An 18,362-nucleotide genomic window follows, 5' to 3' on the forward strand; every position below is an offset into this window, starting at 1 on the left:
TAATTGGTCCTCGTGTTAAAAATACCGGTGGCCGTGAGCATTCCACATACGACGGGGTAGTCGCACCGAGTTCCCGCCTCCCGCTACAAACCCGTATTTGCGTAGTACCCGGCCTCAAGCGGCGTCGTCGTAGAGGTGGCAGGCCGCCGGCTGCTCGCCCCCGCCCAGCAGCGGTTCGGTCGTCTCACAGGGGCTCTCGAAGGCCTCGCGCAGCGTCTCCTCGGCGTCGGCCCAGTTCTCGGTCGCGAGGGCGTCGAACGCGCGCTCGACGACCGACCGCACCTCGCCGGTCGGCTCGGTGTCGAACTCGCGGGCCCAGAGCGCATCGACGAACGCCTCGCGGCTGGCGTCGCGGCCGCCGTCCGCGGGCACGTCCGTCGGCGACCCGCCCGCGGCGGTGTCGTCCGCGGCGTCCTCCCAGACGGTGTCCAGAGGAATCTCGCGGTTCTCCACTGTCTCACGGAGGTCCATCACCTCGCGGAACACGTCCTGCTCGACGTCCAGGTCGGCCGGCGGGATGACTTTCGGACACCGGGTGCGGAACCGGCAGCCGGACGGCGGGTCGATGGGGCTCGGAACGTCGCCCTCGAGGATGATGCGGTCGGAGGTGTCGGCCCGCGGGTCGGGCTCGGGGATGGAGGAGAGCAACGCCTCCGTGTAGGGGTGTTTCGGCGAGTCGAACAGCAGCTGGGTGGGCGCTGTCTCCACGACTTTCCCGAGGTACATCACGGCGACGCGGTCACAGATGTGCCGGACGACGGAGAGGTCGTGCGCGATGAAGAGGTAGGTGAGGTCGAACTCGTCCTGGAGGTCCTCCATGAGGTTCAGAATCTGGGCCTGCACGGAGACGTCCAGCGCGCTCACCGGCTCGTCCGCGACGATGAAGTCGGGGTCGACGGCGAGCGCGCGGGCGATGCCGACGCGCTGACGCTGCCCGCCCGAGAGCTCGTGGGGATAGCGGTCGTACTGGCCGGGTTCGAGGCCGACGGCCTCCATCAGTTCGACGACGCGGTCGCGGCGCGCCTGCCGCGTGGACTTCTCGCCGGTGTCCTCGGGGAGGCCGTGAATCTGGAGTGGCTCCAGAATCGTCTTCCCGACGCTCTGACGGGGGTCGAGCGACGACAGCGGGTCCTGGAAAATCATCTGCATGTCCGTGCGCTTCGAGCGCAGCGCGTCGTCGTCGAGCGCCGAGATGTCGTCGCCGGCGAACACGACTCTGCCGTCGGTCGGCTCCAGCAGCCTGAGGATGGACCGTCCCGTCGTGGACTTCCCGCAGCCGGACTCCCCGACCAGCCCGAGGGTCTCGCCCTCGTAGATTTCGAGGTCGACGCCGTCGACGGCCTTCACCGTCTGGGGCTCGCTGGCGAGCCACTTGTCCAGCCAGCCGTCGGCCCGCGAGAAGTACTTCTGGAGGCCGTCGACCTCCACGATTGGGTCGCCGGTGAACGTCTCCGACTCGGCGGCCACGCCCGTCGCGCCGGCGGCGTACTCCGAGGTGTCGAAGTCCTCCATCACGCACTTCGAGCGGTGGTCCACGTCCTCGGGGCCGTGCTGGAGCGAGGGAATCTCGCCCTCGACACACTCGTCGTGTGCCCACGGACAGCGGTCGGCGAAGTGGCAGCCGTCCGGGAGGTCGATGAGGTCCGGGACGTTGCCCTCGATGGGCTGGAGGCGGTCGGTGTCTTCGCTGGGGATGGACTCCAGGAGCGCGTACGTGTAGGGGTGGCTCGGATTGTGGAAGATCTCGTCGACCGGTCCCTCCTCGACGATTTCGCCCGCGTACATCACGGCCACGCGGTCGCAGGTCTCGGCGACGACGCCGAGGTCGTGCGTGATGAACAGCACGGACATCCCGAACTCGTCCTGGAGGTCGTTGACGAGGTCGAGAATCTGGGCCTGGATGGTGACGTCCAGCGCCGTCGTTGGCTCGTCGGCGACGAGCAGCTGGGGCCGGCACGCGAGCGCGATGGCGATGAGCACGCGCTGTCGCATCCCGCCGGAGAACTCGTGGGGGTACTCGTCGAGGCGCGTCTCCGGCTCCGGGATGCCGACGGCGTCCAGAATCTCGACGGTGTCCGCGACGACGCGCTCGTCGGTGTCGCCCCTGGAGAGCGCCTCCCGGATGCCGTTCAGCCAGGAGTCCGAGCGCTTCTTCCCGTAGCGGTGGAGCCGCAGGCTCTCCGCGACCTGCTCCCCGACCGTGAGCGCGGGGTTCAGCGACGTCATCGGGTCCTGGAAGATCATGCTCATCTCGCCGCCGCGAACGTCCCGCATCGCGTTCTCCGGGGCGGCGGTGAGGTCGACGTGCGCGTCCGCGAGATGGACGTGTTCGTGGCCGTCCCCGCGGCTCCGCAGCACCGAAATGGGGTCTGCGGACGGGTCGACGTCCGCTCCGGCCGCGGGCTGGAGGGTGGCCTCGGAGAAGAAGACGAAGCCGTCGAGCGCGTCGAGGACCGCGTCGTCGAGGTCAGCGCCGACGGTCTCCGGGTCGTCGGCGTCCCCGTCGTCGCTCGCTTCGTCGTCCGTGGTGGCGTCGAGGCGGTCCGCGAACCCGCGGAGGTCGCCCGCGAGGTCGCCGGGGTCCGCCGTGCCGTCGAGGTCGTCGGCGATGCCGCGGAGTTCGGCCGGCGTCGACCCGACGGCGGCGTCCCCCCGGAGGTCGCCCGCGACCTCACGACAGGCCGCGATGGCGTCGAACGGGTAGGACGCGACCGCGCCGTCGTGGTTCGCGACCAGTTTGGCCGCCAGCGTGGGCTCCTGGATGGTGACGCTGCCGCCGACCACGTCGCCCGGGTCGTCGACGAGTTGCATCGCGGACAGCGCCGTCACGGACTTCCCGGAGCCGGACTCCCCGACCAGTCCGACGGTCTCGCCCTCCTCGATTTCGAGGTCGACACCGTCGACGGCCTTCACGGCCCCCCGGCCGGTGTCGAATTGGGTGCGAAGGTTCGAGACGGAGAGGAGATCGGTCATTGGCCGACAACTGTGAGAAGCGACCACAAATACCTTCCGCCAGTCCGCGAGAGGGAACGCTTTTGCGTGCGGGTAATCCCCACACACCCATGCCCAACGACCCCGACACTGTCGGTGACCCCGATACGCTCTCCGGTGACCGTCTCTCCCACTGGGAGCGAGTGATGGAGGACATGGCCGCGACCGCTGAGGAGTACCGCGAGCGCGGCTGGGACGCCCACGAGGTCCACCCCGGCGACATCGGGCTGTTCGCCGACGAGGAGACCGCGGGACGGACCGGCATCGACCTGCTCGCGCCCGACAACGAGTTCGACCCGGTCGCCGAGGCGTTCGACGCCGCGGGCGGCTTCGAGAACGCGGAAGTGTTCCGCGCTGACACCGGGAGTACCATCTTCTTCGTCGTCGCGCTGGAGTCCCCGGAGACGGAGACCGCCGTCCTGCTGCCCGCGTACTACAGTCCGCCCGAACACGAGGGGTTCATGGACGAGATATACGAGGCCGGCGAGGTCCGCATCCACGTCCGTCCGCTGAACGAGCGCCGCGTCCTCACGTTCGTCCACGAGGACCCGTCGCTGTTCCTGCCCGACCACGGCGAGCGAGACGGCGACGGCTCGACCGCCTAGTCGTCGCCCTCGATGGTGTGCCCGCAGTTCGGGCACTCCGTGCCGTCGTGTCGGAGTTCGTCGCTGGCCGCCCGCACGTCGCGCATCACCGACGAGATGCGTTCCTCGGCTTCGAGTTCGTCCTCGACGGCGAGGTCGACGCCCTCCACTTCCAGCAGGAACTTCGCGACCTCCGTCACCTCGTACATGAGGTCGTCGAGCTCGTCGGCCGTGAAGAAGTCGCACATCGCGCCGTAGAGGAACGTCGCGCCCGCCGTCCGCACCTTCTGCTCGAAGGACGCCCGCGCCTGATTGACCGCCTGCGGGCTGTACGTGTCCGTCATGAACGGCACGAGTTCGGGGAGGTTCTCCCCGATTTTCGTCATCTCCACGCCGGTCTCCGTGCGGAAGTCCGCGCAGAGCCGGGCGATGGCCCACTCTCGGGCCGTGATGTACGTGCGCTCGCGGAGGAACTCGTTGACGCGCTCGTACTGCGCGCCGTTCATCTTCGAGAAGCGCGCGTACTGCCGGACGTCCGCGGGCACGTCGTCGGCCCCCGTTTCGGCGCTGGTGTCGTCGCGTTCGGCGACCGGTTCGACGGCGGGTTCGGCGTCCCAGTCGTCGGGGGACGACCGCTGGTCTGGCATGTTGCTCGTCGTTTGCTGGGGTCGGCGCAAAAGGGTGTCGGGCGGGAGACTCCGACCAGCGAGAGGAGTCTCCGATTAAGCGAACGGCGACCAGAAGGAGCCGTGAGCCGGGGCTCGAACAGAGTGAGAACGCGCTGCGACTGGCATCGGGCAGCCGAACGCTTTTGCCGGGCGGCGGCGACAGTCCGTCCATGAAAGTGCTGGTGGGTATCGGCGGAGCGGACGACTCGCTGGACGCGCTCGAGGAGAGCGTGCAGCGGGCCGGCGACACGGGCGACGAGTTGACCGTAGCGGTGGTGGAGAATCCGGAGAGCGACCGCGAGACGGAGGAGCTCGTCGAGGCGGCGCGGTCGGCGCTCGCGGACGCGGGCCTGCCGGAGAACGTCCGACAGCTCTCGGGCGACGCGGGGAGTTCGCTCGTGGAGCTGGCGGAAGCCGGGGACTTCGACCAGATCGTGCTCGGCGGCGGCCACCGCAGCCCGATGGGGAAAATCAAGCTCGGACACATCGCGGAGTTCGTGCTGTTGAACGCGCGGACGTCGGTGAAGCTGGTGCGTGACGATGGCGGGTGAGCGCGTCTACCCCGACGAGGTCGCTGGAGCGTTCCCCGAGCCGCCGGTGTCGTTCACCGACGGAGAGGGGCGGGACCTCGAAGTGCGAGGGTTCGAGACAGTGGACGAAGAGACGGCGGCCGTCGACGCGCTAGTGGCGATGTACGACGACTTCGACCCGTCGGACCGCGCGCAGGGCGTGCCGCCGGTCGGCGAGGACCGCGTGCGGGACTGGCTGGACACGCTGCTGGAGCAGGACGGCTTCGACGTGGTTGCGTGGCACGGCGACGAGGTGGCGGGCCACGCGACACTCGTGCCCGACGACGGCGAGACGTACGAACTCGCCATCTTCGTCCACCAGACCTACCAGGGAGCGGGCATCGGCACGCGCCTCATCGAGGCGCTGCTGGGCCACGCGCAGGCGAACGGCGCGGAGCTGGTGTGGTTGAGCGTCGAGCGCTGGAATCGCCCGGCGGTCGCGCTCTACGAGAAGGTGGGGTTCGAGACCGCGTCCGCGGAGAGCTTCGAGATGGAGATGGCGATTCGGCTGAACTGAGTGGGCAGCATTCAAGCCCGCGGCGGGCGACCCGCCACCGATGGCCGACTCCGATTGGTCCAACGAACACATCTCGCGCGCGAACCGATTGGCCCTCCACGTCGTCGTCGCGTGGGTCGTCCTCGTCGTCGTGAGCGCGGCGCTGGCCGGCACCGGTGGCTTCGGGCCGCTGGTCGTCGGCGTGCTGTCGCTGGCCGCGGTGTGGTTGCTGGTCCACTCGCTGTTCTCGCAGGTCGACGGGCTCGTTCGGACGCGACTCGAAGCGGCCGACAGCCTCGATGCGCGTCCAGAAGACGGCGGAGCGCGCGACGGGTCAGACGGATAGCACGGGCTGGCTGGCGTACAGCAGGACGTACTCGGCGGCTTTCTCCAGTACGTCGCCGGCGTCACCGCGCATTCCCTCACGAGGAACGACGAGGAAGTCGGCGTCGACGTCCTCGGCGGCGTCGAGGATGACGCTGCCGGGGTGCTGGAGCTTGCGGGACGTGGAGAACCCGTAGGCGATCGAGGAGTCGACGGTGACGCCCTCGGGCGCGAGGTCCTCGACCTCGCCGAGGAAGGTGTTGGTCTCCTCGACGACGTCGTCCTCGGCGACGTCGCCGGTCTCGATGGCGCGAGTCACCGTCTCGCCGAGCACGTACAGCGCGTGGGCGTTCGCGTCGTAGCGGTCGGCGACCGTGACGGCGTACTCGGCGGCTGTGGCCGAGGCGTCCGTGCCGTCCACCGGGACGAGCACGGTGTCGACGGTGAGCGTCATACGTGGGGATGCAGCGTCGGGCTACTAAAACGCTCCGCGTGTGGGTTTAAGGTTCCCGACCGGGAAGGCCAGCACATGATAGACACGGTGGTCATCGCGACCGACGGCTCCGAGAGCGTCGGGCGGGCCGTCGACGTGGCCCTCGACGTGGCGAGGCGCTTCGAGGCCGACGTCCACGCCCTCTACGTCCTCGAGGAGAGCGAGGTAGAGTCCGCGCCGGAGGCGGTCCGCGACGAGATGCGCGACGCGCTTGAGGACCGCGGCCGAACCGCAGTGAGCGCGGTGGCGGACAGAGCCGACGTGGACGTGACGACGGCCGTCCGCGAGGGGCGACCGCCCGCCGAAATCAGTCAGTACGCCCGCGACGTGGACGCTGACGCGGTGGCGACGGGGACTCGGGGCCGCCACGGCGAGAATCGGTTCCTCATCGGGAGCGTCGCGGAGCGCGTCGTCCGGACGTGCCCGGTGCCCGTCTTGACCATCCGCCAGCTTCAGGAGGAACAGTAGGCGGCTGCGGGACGGCTGCCGGGTGGCGGCGGTGAGCGCCGGCTAACCGCGGGGTTCTTCCCCCGGCCGCCCGGACGACGGGTATGGAAGACTGGGTCATCGACGACGAGGACCTCCCGCTGGAGCGGAAGAGCCTGCTCCCCGGGACGGGCTTCTTCGTCCCCGACGACGTTCACGAAGCGAAGAAAGACCAGGAGGTCCGCGAGCGCGTGGAGGGCGCGGACGTCATCGTGGTCGCGGACCCCGACGCGGACGGCCTCGCGTGTGCGGCCATCATCCGGGAGGTGTACGGCGAGGCGGCGCTGATTCCCGCCGGCCCGCACGAGATAGAGGACGGCCTGCGGCGGGCCGTCGAGTTCGGCGAGGAGGACTGCCGGCTGTTCGTCTGCGACGTCTGCCCCGACCAGTTCTCGTACGTCGAGGACGAACTCGCGGCCGCCGTCGAGTACGCCAGCGAAGTCCGGTGGTTCGACCACCACCAGTGGACCGAGGAGACCGCGGCGGCCGTCCGGGACGCCGGCGTCGACCTCGTCGTCGGCGACTCCGAGGAGGAATGCACCGCGGACGTGACCGTCCGGAGTCTCGACGAAGCCGTCCCCGAGCGGTTCCGCGAGCTCGCCGAAGTCACGCGGGACCACGACCTCTGGCTGAAAGAGGACGACCGCAGCGACGACCTCGCGGACTACTCGTACTGGTCGGACGCCGAGGAGTACATGGACGTCGTCCAGGAGCACGGTGCAGACCTCCCGGAGGACGTCATGGCGTACGTCGAGGAGCGCCGCGTCGAGAAACACGACCTCATCGACCGCGCGGTCGACCGCGCCGCGCTGAAGGAGGTCGGCGAGTGGACGGTCGGCGTCACGTACGGCCGCTGCTCGCAGAACGAGGTCGCCGAAGCGCTCCGCGAACAGGGCGCGGACGCCGCCGTCGTCGTGAAGCCCTCGGGGAGCGCGAGCATCCGGGGAACCGAGTCCTTCGACCGCGCCCACGAGGTCGCCCGCCAGGTGAACGGCGGCGGCCACCCGAAGGCCGCGGGCTGCAAGCCCGACATCTACGAGGACATGCTGGACTACGCGAACCACTGGACGTCCCAGGGCACCACCGCGAAGCAGGTCATCCTCGACGCGTTCCGGAACCTCCCCGAGGAACCGGCCGACGAGTAGCGGTCGCGTCGCTTTTCACGGCCGCCGACCTCCCCCCGGTATGAGTCTCGACTTCGACGCCGACCGCGCGGTCGTGGGGATGGTCCACCTCGCCGCGCTCCCGGGTGCGCCGAGCTTCGACGGCGACCGGGCCGCCATCCGGGACGCGGCGCTCCGGGACGCCCGCCGCCTCGAAGCCGGCGGCGCGGACGCGCTGATAGTGGAGAATTTCGGCGACGCCCCGTTCTACGCGGACGACGTTCCGAAACATGTCGTCGCGTCGATGACGGCGCTCGTCCGTGACCTCCGCCGGGAAACTGACCTGCCGCTGGGCGTGAACGTCCTCCGGAACGACGCCGAGGCCGCCGTCTCCGTCGCGGCCGCTGCTGACGCCGACTTCGTGCGGGTGAACGTCCACGCTGGCGCTCGCCTCACCGATCAGGGCGTCGTCGAGGGGCAGGCAGCCGAAACCGTTCGGCTTCGGGACCGCCTCGACGCCGACGTCTCGATGCTCGCGGACGTCGACGTGAAACACTCCGCCGCGCTCGCCGAGCGACCGCTGACCGAGGAGGTCGCGGAGCTACTTGAGCGCGGGCACGCCGACGGCGTGGTGGCGAGCGGGGCCGGCACCGGTCACGAGACCGACCGCGACCACCTCCGGGCTGTCGTCGACGCCCGCGACAGCCTCGGCGTCGACGCGCCGGTGTTCGTCGGAAGCGGCGTGACTCGGGAAACAGTCGAGGAGACGCTCGACCTCGCGGACGGTGCCATCGTCGGCACCGCACTGAAGGAGGGCGGAGAGACGACGGCACCCGTCGACGAAGCTCGCGTCCGGGAACTGGTCGACGCGGCGCGCTAGTCCTGAAGGTCCGCTCGGGTGGGGAGCGCGCCGCGAGCCCCGCCTGCGGTGCAGTTTCGAGCAGCGGCGGCCGTCGCGGTTCGGCCGGCCGCCTCCGGGGTCTCGTCCCCGACGACCCAGGCGTGGATGAGTGCGGCGGTGAACGCGTCGCCAGCGCCTGTCGCGTCGACCGTCTCGACATCGCGCGCGGGGACGTGGACCGTCTCCGCGTCGGTCACGAGGTACGCGCCGTCTGCGCCGACGGTGACGGCGACCCGGTCAGCGCCACGGGTGGCGAGTTCGCGGACCGCTGTCTCGGGGTCGGTGTCGAGGTAGGAGCGTGCCGCGACCTCGTTGGCGACGAAGAGGTCCGCATTCGCGGCGGCCGCGTCGATGGTCGCCCGGGTCGCGCCGCGCCCCTCGAGTTCCGGAAGCGGGCCCGCGAGGTCGAACGCCAGTGCGGCGATGTCGCCGTCCTCGCGCATGTCGACGAGTTCCCGAACGACGCCGTCGGGCGCGTAGGCGCTCGTGAACACGCAGTCGGCGTCACGGAGCGCGTCGCGGTCGGCGTCGGTCAGTTCGAGGCCGGGGACGCTGTCGCCGCCGGCGACAATCATGCGGTCGCCGTCCGGTCCTCGGAGCACGAGCGTGTAGGACGTGGCGTCCTCGCCGCGCCGGACGCCCGAGGCGTCGACGCCCCAGTCAGCCAGCGAGTCGAGAACGGTGTCGCCGGCGTCGTCGTCCCCGATTCGGGAGACGACGCTCGCGTCGTGGTCGAGCGCGGCCAGCGCGCACGCGACGTTCGCCGCGACGCCGCCGGCGCGCTCGGTCGACTCGCGGGCGAACGCGCCGCCGTCGGGCTCCGGGAGGTTCGATAGCGCGTACACGCGGTCGAGGACCGCACTCCCGACGGCAACAATATCGCCCATCAGTTCCGCCTACTCGCGCTCCCCGGCGAGCCACTTGTCCGAGTACGCGGTGCCACACGAACAGTAGGCGTAGGCGTGGACGACGTCACCCTCCTCGTAGAGCCCGCCGACCTCCTCGTTCTGCTCCTCGGCGAACGAGAACACGAACTCGACGTCGTGGTCCTCGCCGGGGCCGTCGGCGGCGTTCGGGCACTCTCCAGTGACGAGGTCGCCGTCGACGTGCCCGGGCGTCTGCATCGCGGTGGAGCCGAACTCCATCGCCTCCATGCCCGTCAGTTTCTGGAAGACGCTGCGGCCGGCGTCGCCGTCCACGACGAGCACGACGCCGTCGCTCGTCTGTTCGGCGTCCGCGCGGTCCGCGAGCTGGTCGACGTCGGAGACGAACGAGTCGGAGAGGTAGAGTGCGACGTGGTCGGTGCGGTCGCCCGCGAGGTAGGCGTCGTAGTCGCTCACGAACCGAGATAGGCAGTGACCGCGAAAAAGCGTGGCGTTACTCGTCGTCGCCGTCTTCGTCGCCTTCGCCGAGGAGGGTCTCGACGGACTCGTCGCCGCGCTCGGCGACGGAGACGTTGAGCTGTGCGGTGGCCTCCGAGACTTCCTTGCCGCGGACGGTGACGCGCTTGCGCTCGCCGTCGCGCTCGGGGTTGAAGCCAGCGCCGCCCTCGAGGAGGAGTTCCTTGAGGTCGCTCCCGTTCACGTCGCCGCGCATCGGTCGGCCGGCGTCGTCGCTGCCGCCCGTGATTTCGACGGTGTAGCCGTCGAGACCGACGGCGTCCGCGTCGACCTCGTCGCCGATTTCGCGGCCGATGAATCGGTTCGCGTCCTGTCCGTCGACCTCGAACTGGTAGGTGCGTCCCGACTCGGGGTCGGCGACGGCGACCTGAAACGTAGCCATGCCTGCAACGAGTCCGGCGTGATTCAAAAACCCGTCGAAGCCACGCAGAAGCGACGCTGAGTAGGCTACCGGCCGGGCGCGGGGGTGTGGCGAGCAGGCGGCGGTCGCGGACTGCGCCGGCAGGGTGGTCGCCGCACAACCGTCGAGGCGACCCCGCGGCTGAACTCAGGTCACAGCCGGGGCTGGTCCCGCTATCACATTTGAAGCTACGCACCCACCGAGTTCGAGGGCCGGTGAAACAGCCGGTAGCCGCTAGCGTCCGCGAGCCGAGCGCCTCGATAGAGGCCGAAGTGAGCGGTTCACGCTGCGAGCGGCGGAGCCGCGAGCAGCGGCCGACGAGCGACCACCGCGCCCGAAGGGCGCGACGGGAGTGGTTCGAAAGGCGCTTCGCGCCTTTTGTCATCACGAAAGACGGCTCCGCCGTCTTTCGAACGACGAGGAGTGCTTTTGGCCGAGCTTTTGCCGAGGGCCGGCTTCGCCGGCCCGTGGTCCGAGAGACGCCAGAGGCGTCTCTCGTCATCTCGAAAGAGCGCTTCGCGCTCTTTCGGCGACAGTGCAAAAGGTCGCTTAGAACGGGTAGTCTCGCGCCTCGCGCTGGATGCTAATCCACTTCTCCTGCGTGAGTTCGTCCATGATGGCTTCGCCGTTGTAGCGGCCGATGCCGGAGTCCTTGTAGCCGCCGAAGGGGAGGTGGGGTTCGTCGTTGATTGGCTGGTCGTTGATGTGAATCATGCCGGTGTCGATGCGGTCGGCGATGTCGCGGGCGCGGCCGAGGTCGCTGGCGTGGACGCTGCCGGAGAGCCCGTACTCGGTGTCGTTCGCGAGTGCGACCGCTTCGTCGTCGTCCGAGAACGGGATGACGGGCGCGACCGGGCCGAAGTGTTCGTTGCAGGCTGCGGCCATGTCGTTGGTGGCGTCCGAGAGGACGGTGGGTTCGACGACGAGGCCGTCGTGGCCGCCGCCGGTTTCGAGGGTCGCACCGGCGTCGACGGTCTCTTCGACGTAGTCGAGTATCGTGTCGCGCTGGGACTCGTCGATGATGGGGCCGACGACGGTGTCGCCTTCGTGGGCGCTGCCCGCGGGGAGGGCTTCGGCGCGCTCGGTGAGCTTCCGGACGTACTCGTCGTAGACGTCCTCGTGGACGAGGTGTCGGTTGATGGAGATGCAGACCTGCCCGGAGTGGAGGAACGAACCGAAGACGCCCGAGTCGACGGCCTGGTCGATGTCGGCGTCGTCGGTGACGACGTGGACGTTGTTCCCACCGAGCTCCATCGCCGGGAGCGCGAGGTTCTGGCCGGCGGTGGCGGCGACCTGACGGCCGACGGGCGTCGACCCGGTGAAGGAGACGACGTCCGCGTGGGGGTTGCCGGCGACCGCGTCGCCGATGTCCGACCCGTGGCCGGTGACGACGTTCAGGACACCGTCCGGGAGGCCGGCGGCCTCGAACAGTTTCGCGAGCAGGAGGCCGCCCGTCACCGGGGTCGAGGACGCGGGCTTGAGGACGACGCTGTTCCCGAGCGCAATGGCGGGCGCGACCGCCCGGATGGAGAGGTTCAGCGGGAAGTTCCACGGCGAGATGACACCGACGACGCCCTGCGGCTCGCGGACGACGAGGTTCTCCTTGCCCTCGACGGTCGACTGGCGGTGATCACCGCTCGTCCGCGTGGGGAACGACGCCGCCTCCCCAGTGATACCGACGGACGTGTGGAACTCGGCGAACCCCTTGGTCTGCGTGCTGCCGGACTCCGTCGCGAGCAACTCGAGGATGTCGTCGCGGTGTTCCTTGAGGAGGTCTCGTACCGAGCGGACGACGCTGGCTCGCTGCTGGGGGCTAGTCGCCGCCCAGTCGGCCTGTGCGTCGGCCGCCGCCTCGTAGGCGTCTTCGACATCGCGTTCGGTGCCGGCGGGGACGCTGATGAAGTGGTCCCGCGTGGACGGGTCTTCGACGTCGATGGTGTCTCGGTCGCCCGGCGAGCGGTACTCGCCGTTCACGTAGTCGACGTTCCAGTCGGCGTCTGTGAGGTCGAGGTCTGACATCACGTCGTAGTTGAGCGTCCACCGTGGTAACGTTATCCACCCGAGTGTTGAAGCCGGCGGGCGGCATACGCGCTGTCAGTGTGGACCGAGAGCTCCTGATGCTGTCGCTCCGGCAGGCGTTCGGCGGTACCGTCGCGGAGCGGCGCGCTGTCGCCCGGTCAGCCGGCGACCTCGTCGACGACGGCCGGCTGTCCGAGGACCTGGGCGTCGACGTGACGCCGACCGTCCTCGTGGAGAATCTCGGGGACGCGCCGGATGGGACGCCGGCGGAGCGCTGGAACTGGTGGATGGGCGCGCTGGAGGCGGCGTACGGTGGCTACTACGAGTTCCGCGTGACGGCGTGGACGCGGGACTAGACGGCCAGCCTCCGGACCGCGAGGACGGGCCCCGCGGCCGGGAGAACGACCCGGACGGCGGCCGGGCTGGCACCGACGGACCCAAACAGCCACCGGCGCTACCCCGAGTCGATGGACCTGCGGTTCCTCGGCGGCGCGCGAGAAGTCGGCCGGAGCGCCGTGCTGGTCGACGACTCGCTGCTGCTGGACTACGGCACGAAGGCCGACCGGCTGCCCCAGTTTCCCCTCGGGGACGTCGACCCGGACGCCGTCGTCGCGAGCCACGGCCACCTCGACCACGTCGGCACGCTCCCGGCGCTGCTGTCGGGGCGCGACCGCCCGCCGATTCACTGGACGCCACCGACGCGCGAGCTCGCGCTTACGCTCGCCCGGGACACACTGAAACTCCGGGGCGGCACACTCCAGTGTCCGTTCACGGAGACCGACGTGAAACGCGTCACCGAGGTCTCGGAGACACACGGCTACCGGGAGTCCTTCGAGGCCGCCGGCTACGAGGTCACGTTCTTCGACGCCGGCCACATTCCCGGGAGCGCACACGTCCTCGTTGAGGATGGCGACACTCGACTGCTCTACACGGGGGACTTCCACACCGACGACCAGCGACTGGTCGCCGGAACGACTGCCCGTCCGGACGCCGACGTGGTCGTCTGCGAGAGCACGTACAGCGACGTGGACCACGAGGACCGACGGACGGTCGAACAGCGGTTCGTCGAGAGCGTCCGGACGACGCTCTGGGAGGGTGGTACCGTCGTCGTCCCGGCGTTCGCCATCGGCCGCACGCAGGAACTGCTGCGGATTTGCGAGGCGTACGACATCCCCTGTTACGTCGACGGGATGGGCAAGCGAGTCACCGAGATGCTGCAGCGGTACCCCGCGTTCGTGCGGGACGCCGACGCGCTCCGGCGAGCGAAGTCCCACGCGAGATTCGTCACCGGCCGCGACGGCCAGCGGAAGCGCATCGCCGACCAGCAGGCCGCAGTCGTCACTACCAGCGGGATGCTCTCGGGCGGCCCCGCGATGACCTACGTTCCCGAAGTCCGCTCGAACCCCACGAACAAGGTCGCGATGACGGGCTATCAGGTCGAAGGCACGCCGGGGAGAGACCTCCTGGAGACCGGGAGCGCCGAAATCGACGGCCGGATGCTGCCGGTCGCCGCGCAGGTCGAGCAGTACGACTTCTCCGCGCACGCCGACCGGGACGGCATCCTCGACTTCCTCGACGACTACCGGGAGCGCCGAGTGCTCGTGAACCACGGCGACCGGTGTCCGGCGTTCGCGGCCGAACTCCGCGCCGACGGCTACGACGCGCGGGCACCCGACCTCGGGGAGACGGTCACCGTCTGACCGCCGACACCCACAGCCCCGAGCGGACCACAGGACCAGGCCAATGGGCACGCTGAACAGTCAGGGAAGCGTACGCTCACCCCTGATGCACCGACGCCGAGCCGACGCCGCCGTCGCGGTGCTCGTCGAAACCGTGGTGCTCGCCGGGGCCGTGCTGACCTGGCGGGCCTACCAGCAGCGCCGGGTCGTCGCCGACCCGACGATGGGTGGCTCGATGATGGACGGCCCGATGGTCGCGGTACACGGCCCGAGCCCGCTGTACCCGGCGGTCGGCACCCTGTTCGTCGTCGCCGTCCTCGGCGGCGCGTACCTGTTCGTTCGTCGCAGAATGAGCGCGCTCGGCGAGGAGGGCGACGCTGGCGGCGCGTCCCCGTAACGGGAGGAGTGACGCCGTCGCCGCTGGGTCACGTCCGCGAGAGGAAGGCTGCACCGACGAGGTACGCGACAGCGAGCGCGCCGGCGACACCGAGAGCAGCGCCACCGGTCGCGACGAGCGCGCTGCCCGCGAGCCGGCCGGCGGCCTCGACCCAGACGCCGACCGCGAGTGCGGTGACGGACGCGAGCGCGAGCCGGTCGTCACAGCCCGGGAGCCGGCCGACAGAGGGCGGATAGAACTGGTAGAGCGCGCCGACGACGGCGAGCCCGAGCAGCCCCAGCACGTTCAGCCGGAGGTGCGCGAGGACGCGGCCGGCCGTCGGTGCGAGCGCCCCGGTCGCGAACGCGACGCCGAGGCCGACACCGACGACACCGCTCGCGACGGCCGCGAGCACGGCCCGCAAGCCGACCCGGGAGCGGTCGCTGCGCGCGTGGAGGACGGCGTACGCGACCGCGAACCCGACGACCGCGACGGCTTCGAGCGCCGCGCCGGCGCGGAAGAGCGCGCCGCCGTAGAAGTCCGCGGCGAGCAGTGCGGGAGCGAGCGCGCCCGCCAGCAGCACGACCGCTACGAGCGGCCGCGGCGGCGTGGCGACGAGGAACCGCGGGAAGAGCCTGAACCCCACGGCGAACAGCGCGAGGAGCGCGCCGCCCGCGGCGACGAGGTGGACACCGACCGGGAGCCCGCCGGCGAGCGCGGGCAGCGGGACGAGGGTGCCGGCCGCGGCGGCGGTCTGGTACGCACCCGCAGCGAGGTAGGCGAGCGCGACCGGGACGGCGGCGTTCGCCGCGCGGTCGACTCGACGCCGGTGGGCGTTGTGGTCACCCGTCCCCGTCTCCCGGCCGGTGAGATTCCCCCGGAGCGAGGCCAAGAGGAGGCCGACGACGACGGCGACGCCGAGCGCCCAGACGGACGCACCGTGGGCGAGGACGGACGAGCCGGTCGCGAGCCACCCGGCAGTGACCGCGCCGCCGACCGCCGTGAGCGGGAGCGCAGCGCGTGCAATCCAGGGCGCGGCGAGGTTGCGGTCGAAGTACGTCGGGACGAGCGCCTGCGCCTTCCCGAGGAGCACGTGGACGACGAAGCCGTGGACGCCCAGTACCGCGAGCGTGGTCCGGCCGGCACCGGCGGCAGTGGCGACCTGGAACGCGACCAGGTACGCGACGCCGACGGAGACGAACCACCGGGAGCCACGGGACGCCGACATGGTCGCTCGGAGTGCCGAGAGCGCGAAAAAAGCCGCCCCGGACGCGTTCGGTTGCGTGGTACCATCCCGCACGGATAACCGCGTGGACAGCGTACGTCAGAACATGGACGAACTGACTTCCCGCGAACGAGACGCGCTCCACGAACTCCAGCTCGGCGTCGAGCAGGTCTACCGGGCGTACGGCCAACTGCTCGGCTTCCACCACAGTCTCGGTCGCGGCATGGACCACCTCGACGAGGCCGAGCGACTGCTGCGGGCGTGCGGCCACGACCAGCACGCCGACGCGCTCCGCGACACGCACCTGCCGGCCGGCGCGGTCGGCGACCGGTGGAGCTACGAGCTCGTCGAAGACGTCCGGCACGGCCTGCTGGACGACATCACCGGCTTCGAGGACCGCGTCCGGACGGACCTCGCCGGCGGCACCGAACACGTCACCGAACGACGCCAGCAACGCGAGTGGCGGAACCGCGCGAACACGACCGAGGCCGACGGACGCGGCGACGACCTCGAACAGTAGCGCTGCCGGCCTCAGTCCTCGACGCGACCGGCGTACGACTCCAGTTCCGCGGCGAGTTCGCGGGCCTCGCCCGGCGAGAGCGCGAGGCGGTCGGCGTGCGGTGACACGTCGTCGGTCGCCGTGTTGTCCAGTTCGAGTTCGAGAACGACCTCGTCGTCCCCGCCCGTCGCCACGTTCAGCACCGCCGGCGCGTCCGTCCGCCAGCCGTGCCCCTCCAGTTCACCGTCGAGGAGCGTGAACGTCGTGTACGCGTTCACGCCGAGGACGCGGTCGACCATCTCAGTCGTCCACCGACAGCGGTTCGCCGCTGCCGTCGGTCGGCGCTGGGCTCGCGTCCAGGTCGTCCTCGTCGGCGTACGGGTACCACGTCGTCTTCGTGTTGTGCATGTACGGGTCCTCGTAGCTGGTCTCCTCGGGGTCGGCGAGGCCCTGGAGGGCGTCCTCGTCGTGGCGCGCGACGAACTCCCGGAACGTCTCGTACTCGACGGCGTCGCCGTCTCGTTTCTGTCGGCCCTCCGGAGCGGCGCGTTCCTCGCGTTCGGCCACGTACGCGTCGAGGAGGTTCCGGATGTAGCCCGGCACCTCGTCGGCCGGGACGCGCATCTCCACCCAGTCCGCGAACCGGGGGTGTTCGCCGAGCCCGCCACCGAGGCCGACGTCGAGCGCTTCCACGGGCTCGCCGTCCTTCCGAGTCTTCATGCCGCGCAGGCTGACGTCCGCGATCTGGGGTTGCGCGCAGGACGCCGTGCAGCCCGAGAGGTGGACGTGGAAGTCAGTCACGCCCTCGGGAACGTCGACGTTGTCCTTCAGCCAGCGCGCGTACCGCACCTGACGGTTCTTCGTCTCCACGATGGACAGCGAGCAGTACTCGGTCCCCGTGCACGCAATCGAACCCCGCATGAACGGGTGGGGGTCCGGTGAGTAGTTTTCCAAGAGGTCCTCGGCGAGGAAGTCGTCCAGCGTCGCCTCGGGAACGTCGGTCACGACGACGTTCTGTCGCTGGGTGAGTCGCACCTCGCCGCTACCGTACTCGTCTGCGAGCGCGGCGAGTTCGGCCACGTCGTCGACCCCCATCCGTCCCACGAGGACGTTCAGACCCACGTAGTAGTTGCCGTCGGGCTGCTCGTGGACGCCGACGTGGTCGCCGTGTTCGTTGCCGCCCGCGTTGTACGTGTACTGCTCGCGCAGGTCGTCGCCCGCGGATTCGAGGTCCCAGTCGACGTACTCTTTCTGGAGGACCGACCGGACCTTCTCCGCGCCCCACTCGTCGACGAGGAACTTCATGCGAGCGTTGTAGCGGTTCTCGCGGTCGCCGTGGTCGTCGAACAGTTCGGTCGCGGCGGCGGCGACGTCCGTGACCTTCTCCTCGGGCACCCAGACGTCCACGTCGCGGGCGAACCGCGGCTCCTTGCGCGCGAGCCCGCCCCCGAGACGGACGTTGAACCCGAGTTCGCCGTTCTTCTCCGCGGGCTCGAACGCGAGGTCGTTGATGTCGCCCTGCCCGCAGCCCTGGTCGCAGCCCGTCACGGAGACCTTCCACTTCCGCGGGAGGTTCGCGTACTCGTCGTCGCCCTTGAACGTCTCGTGGAGGTCCTCGGCGACCGGCCACGCGTCCACGTGCTCGTGGGTGTCCTTCCCCGCGACCGGACACCCCACGACGTTCCGCCACGAGTCCCCGCAGGCCTGCTTGGTGGAGAGGCCGTTCGCCTCCAGCGTCTCGAAGATGTCCGGCACGTCCTCGAGTTTGATCCAGTGCAACTGGATGGACTGCCGGGTCGTCCAGTCGCAGTACGCCGCGCCGAACTCCGGGTTGTCGACGGGGCCGCGGGCGTACTCGTCGGCGACCTCGGCGACCGTCTCCAACTGGCCGGGCTCCAGGACGCCGTTCGGCGTCCCGATGCGCAGCATGAAGTAGCTCTCCTGGCCCTTCCGCTGGTGGTACAATCCCCACCACTTGAAGCGCTCGAACCAGGCGTCTCGCTCCTCGTCGGGGATGGCGTCCCAGCCCGCCGCCGCGAACTCGAAGAGGTGCTCGCGTATCTCCTCGCCGTAGACTTCGTCCTTCCAGCGCTCGACGTCCGTCGGCATACACACCACCTCGACCGTCTGCCTTACCAAGCCGCGCTTG

21 protein-coding genes are annotated in these 18,362 nt (G+C 70.1%); 11 read left to right on the plus strand and 10 right to left on the minus strand.

Going from position 1 to position 18,362, the window contains the following annotated elements:
• Positions 1-114: 114 nt before the first annotated feature.
• Complete coding sequence (locus BMW35_RS08220) at positions 115-2,973, minus strand: dipeptide ABC transporter ATP-binding protein (RefSeq protein WP_089668876.1); 2,859 nt, start codon at positions 2,971-2,973, stop codon at positions 115-117.
• A gap of 89 nt (positions 2,974-3,062) precedes the next feature.
• Here BMW35_RS08220 and BMW35_RS08225 point away from each other — a divergent pair, with 89 nt between their 5' ends.
• Positions 3,063-3,596 carry a DUF7529 family protein gene (locus tag BMW35_RS08225; protein ID WP_089668877.1) on the plus strand — a complete coding sequence of 178 codons (534 nt, stop codon included), beginning with the start codon at positions 3,063-3,065 and terminating at the stop codon, positions 3,594-3,596.
• On the opposite strand, the gene BMW35_RS08230 is transcribed toward BMW35_RS08225, so the two are convergent.
• A complete protein-coding gene (locus BMW35_RS08230; RefSeq protein ID WP_089668878.1) occupies positions 3,593-4,222 on the minus strand; it encodes a DUF5806 family protein in 630 nt (209 codons plus the stop codon). The two genes, BMW35_RS08225 and BMW35_RS08230, sit on opposite strands and share 4 nt — an antisense overlap.
• Before the next feature lie 191 nt (positions 4,223-4,413).
• Between BMW35_RS08230 and BMW35_RS08235 the strand changes: the two genes are divergently transcribed.
• From BMW35_RS08235 to BMW35_RS08245, 3 genes are read left to right on the plus strand one after another with little or no spacing between them, the layout of a single operon-like run.
• Positions 4,414-4,794 (plus strand): universal stress protein, encoded by a 381-nt coding sequence (locus BMW35_RS08235; RefSeq protein ID WP_089668879.1) that lies wholly within the window; start codon positions 4,414-4,416, stop codon positions 4,792-4,794.
• Positions 4,784-5,329, plus strand: a complete 546-nt coding sequence (locus tag BMW35_RS08240; RefSeq protein ID WP_089668880.1) for a GNAT family N-acetyltransferase — start codon at positions 4,784-4,786, stop codon at positions 5,327-5,329. The genes BMW35_RS08235 and BMW35_RS08240 overlap by 11 nt, the downstream gene beginning before the upstream one ends.
• A gap of 40 nt (positions 5,330-5,369) precedes the next feature.
• The gene (locus tag BMW35_RS08245) at positions 5,370-5,654 is read left to right on the plus strand and encodes a hypothetical protein (protein ID WP_089668881.1); all 285 of its coding nucleotides are present in this window, start codon (positions 5,370-5,372) and stop codon (positions 5,652-5,654) included.
• Here the strand turns inward: BMW35_RS08245 and BMW35_RS08250 are convergent.
• Positions 5,643-6,086, minus strand: a complete 444-nt coding sequence (locus BMW35_RS08250; RefSeq protein ID WP_089668882.1) for a universal stress protein — start codon at positions 6,084-6,086, stop codon at positions 5,643-5,645. The two genes, BMW35_RS08245 and BMW35_RS08250, sit on opposite strands and share 12 nt — an antisense overlap.
• 75 nt (positions 6,087-6,161) lie before the next feature.
• Here BMW35_RS08250 and BMW35_RS08255 point away from each other — a divergent pair, with 75 nt between their 5' ends.
• The 3 genes from BMW35_RS08255 (at position 6,162) to BMW35_RS08265 (ending at position 8,594) form a co-directional block, all read left to right on the plus strand.
• Positions 6,162-6,593: a universal stress protein gene (locus tag BMW35_RS08255; RefSeq protein ID WP_089668883.1), complete on the plus strand. Its 432-nt coding sequence runs from the start codon at positions 6,162-6,164 to the stop codon at positions 6,591-6,593.
• 83 nt (positions 6,594-6,676) lie between these two features.
• Positions 6,677-7,756: a DHH family phosphoesterase gene (locus tag BMW35_RS08260; RefSeq protein WP_089668884.1), complete on the plus strand. Its 1,080-nt coding sequence runs from the start codon at positions 6,677-6,679 to the stop codon at positions 7,754-7,756.
• Between the two features lie 40 nt (positions 7,757-7,796).
• On the plus strand, positions 7,797-8,594 hold the full coding sequence (locus BMW35_RS08265; RefSeq protein ID WP_089668885.1) for a BtpA family protein: 798 nt from the start codon (positions 7,797-7,799) through the stop codon (positions 8,592-8,594).
• On the opposite strand, the gene BMW35_RS08270 is transcribed toward BMW35_RS08265, so the two are convergent.
• From BMW35_RS08270 to BMW35_RS08285, 4 genes are all read right to left on the minus strand, one after another.
• Positions 8,591-9,502, minus strand: coding sequence for a carbohydrate kinase family protein (locus tag BMW35_RS08270; RefSeq protein ID WP_089668886.1), 912 nt, complete (start codon positions 9,500-9,502; stop codon positions 8,591-8,593). The genes BMW35_RS08265 and BMW35_RS08270 overlap by 4 nt on opposite strands.
• 9 nt (positions 9,503-9,511) lie before the next feature.
• Positions 9,512-9,955: a DUF5807 family protein gene (locus tag BMW35_RS08275; RefSeq protein ID WP_089668887.1), complete on the minus strand. Its 444-nt coding sequence runs from the start codon at positions 9,953-9,955 to the stop codon at positions 9,512-9,514.
• 37 nt (positions 9,956-9,992) lie between these two features.
• On the minus strand, positions 9,993-10,397 hold the full coding sequence (locus tag BMW35_RS08280; protein ID WP_089668888.1) for a 30S ribosomal protein S6e: 405 nt from the start codon (positions 10,395-10,397) through the stop codon (positions 9,993-9,995).
• 567 nt (positions 10,398-10,964) lie between these two features.
• A complete protein-coding gene (locus tag BMW35_RS08285; protein WP_089668889.1) occupies positions 10,965-12,434 on the minus strand; it encodes an aldehyde dehydrogenase family protein in 1,470 nt (489 codons plus the stop codon).
• An 80-nt stretch (positions 12,435-12,514) separates the two neighbouring features.
• Between BMW35_RS08285 and BMW35_RS08290 the strand changes: the two genes are divergently transcribed.
• From BMW35_RS08290 to BMW35_RS08300, 3 genes are all read left to right on the plus strand, one after another.
• Complete coding sequence (locus BMW35_RS08290) at positions 12,515-12,790, plus strand: WNWW family protein (RefSeq protein WP_089670382.1); 276 nt, start codon at positions 12,515-12,517, stop codon at positions 12,788-12,790.
• Between the two features lie 111 nt (positions 12,791-12,901).
• Complete coding sequence (locus BMW35_RS08295; protein WP_089668890.1) at positions 12,902-14,134, plus strand: MBL fold metallo-hydrolase; 1,233 nt, start codon at positions 12,902-12,904, stop codon at positions 14,132-14,134.
• Positions 14,135-14,219: 85 nt separating this feature from the next.
• Positions 14,220-14,510 carry a hypothetical protein gene (locus BMW35_RS08300; protein ID WP_089668891.1) on the plus strand — a complete coding sequence of 97 codons (291 nt, stop codon included), beginning with the start codon at positions 14,220-14,222 and terminating at the stop codon, positions 14,508-14,510.
• Between the two features lie 28 nt (positions 14,511-14,538).
• On the opposite strand, the gene BMW35_RS08305 is transcribed toward BMW35_RS08300, so the two are convergent.
• Positions 14,539-15,717 (minus strand): hypothetical protein, encoded by a 1,179-nt coding sequence (locus BMW35_RS08305; RefSeq protein WP_089668892.1) that lies wholly within the window; start codon positions 15,715-15,717, stop codon positions 14,539-14,541.
• A 103-nt stretch (positions 15,718-15,820) separates the two neighbouring features.
• On the opposite strand from BMW35_RS08305, the gene BMW35_RS08310 reads away from it, so the two are divergent.
• Positions 15,821-16,234 carry a hypothetical protein gene (locus tag BMW35_RS08310; protein ID WP_089668893.1) on the plus strand — a complete coding sequence of 138 codons (414 nt, stop codon included), beginning with the start codon at positions 15,821-15,823 and terminating at the stop codon, positions 16,232-16,234.
• Positions 16,235-16,245: 11 nt separating this feature from the next.
• Here the strand turns inward: BMW35_RS08310 and BMW35_RS08315 are convergent, their stop codons facing one another.
• Together BMW35_RS08315 and BMW35_RS08320 are read right to left on the minus strand one after the other, a co-directional pair.
• Positions 16,246-16,512, minus strand: a complete 267-nt coding sequence (locus BMW35_RS08315; RefSeq protein ID WP_089668894.1) for a DUF6360 family protein — start codon at positions 16,510-16,512, stop codon at positions 16,246-16,248.
• A gap of 1 nt (position 16,513) precedes the next feature.
• Positions 16,514-18,322: a nitrite/sulfite reductase gene (locus BMW35_RS08320; RefSeq protein ID WP_089668895.1), complete on the minus strand. Its 1,809-nt coding sequence runs from the start codon at positions 18,320-18,322 to the stop codon at positions 16,514-16,516.
• Positions 18,323-18,362: the final 40 nt, after the last annotated feature.

Origin of the sequence: Halobacterium jilantaiense (assembly GCF_900110535.1) — an archaeon.
Taxonomy (GTDB): Archaea; Halobacteriota; Halobacteria; order Halobacteriales; family Halobacteriaceae; genus Halobacterium; species Halobacterium jilantaiense.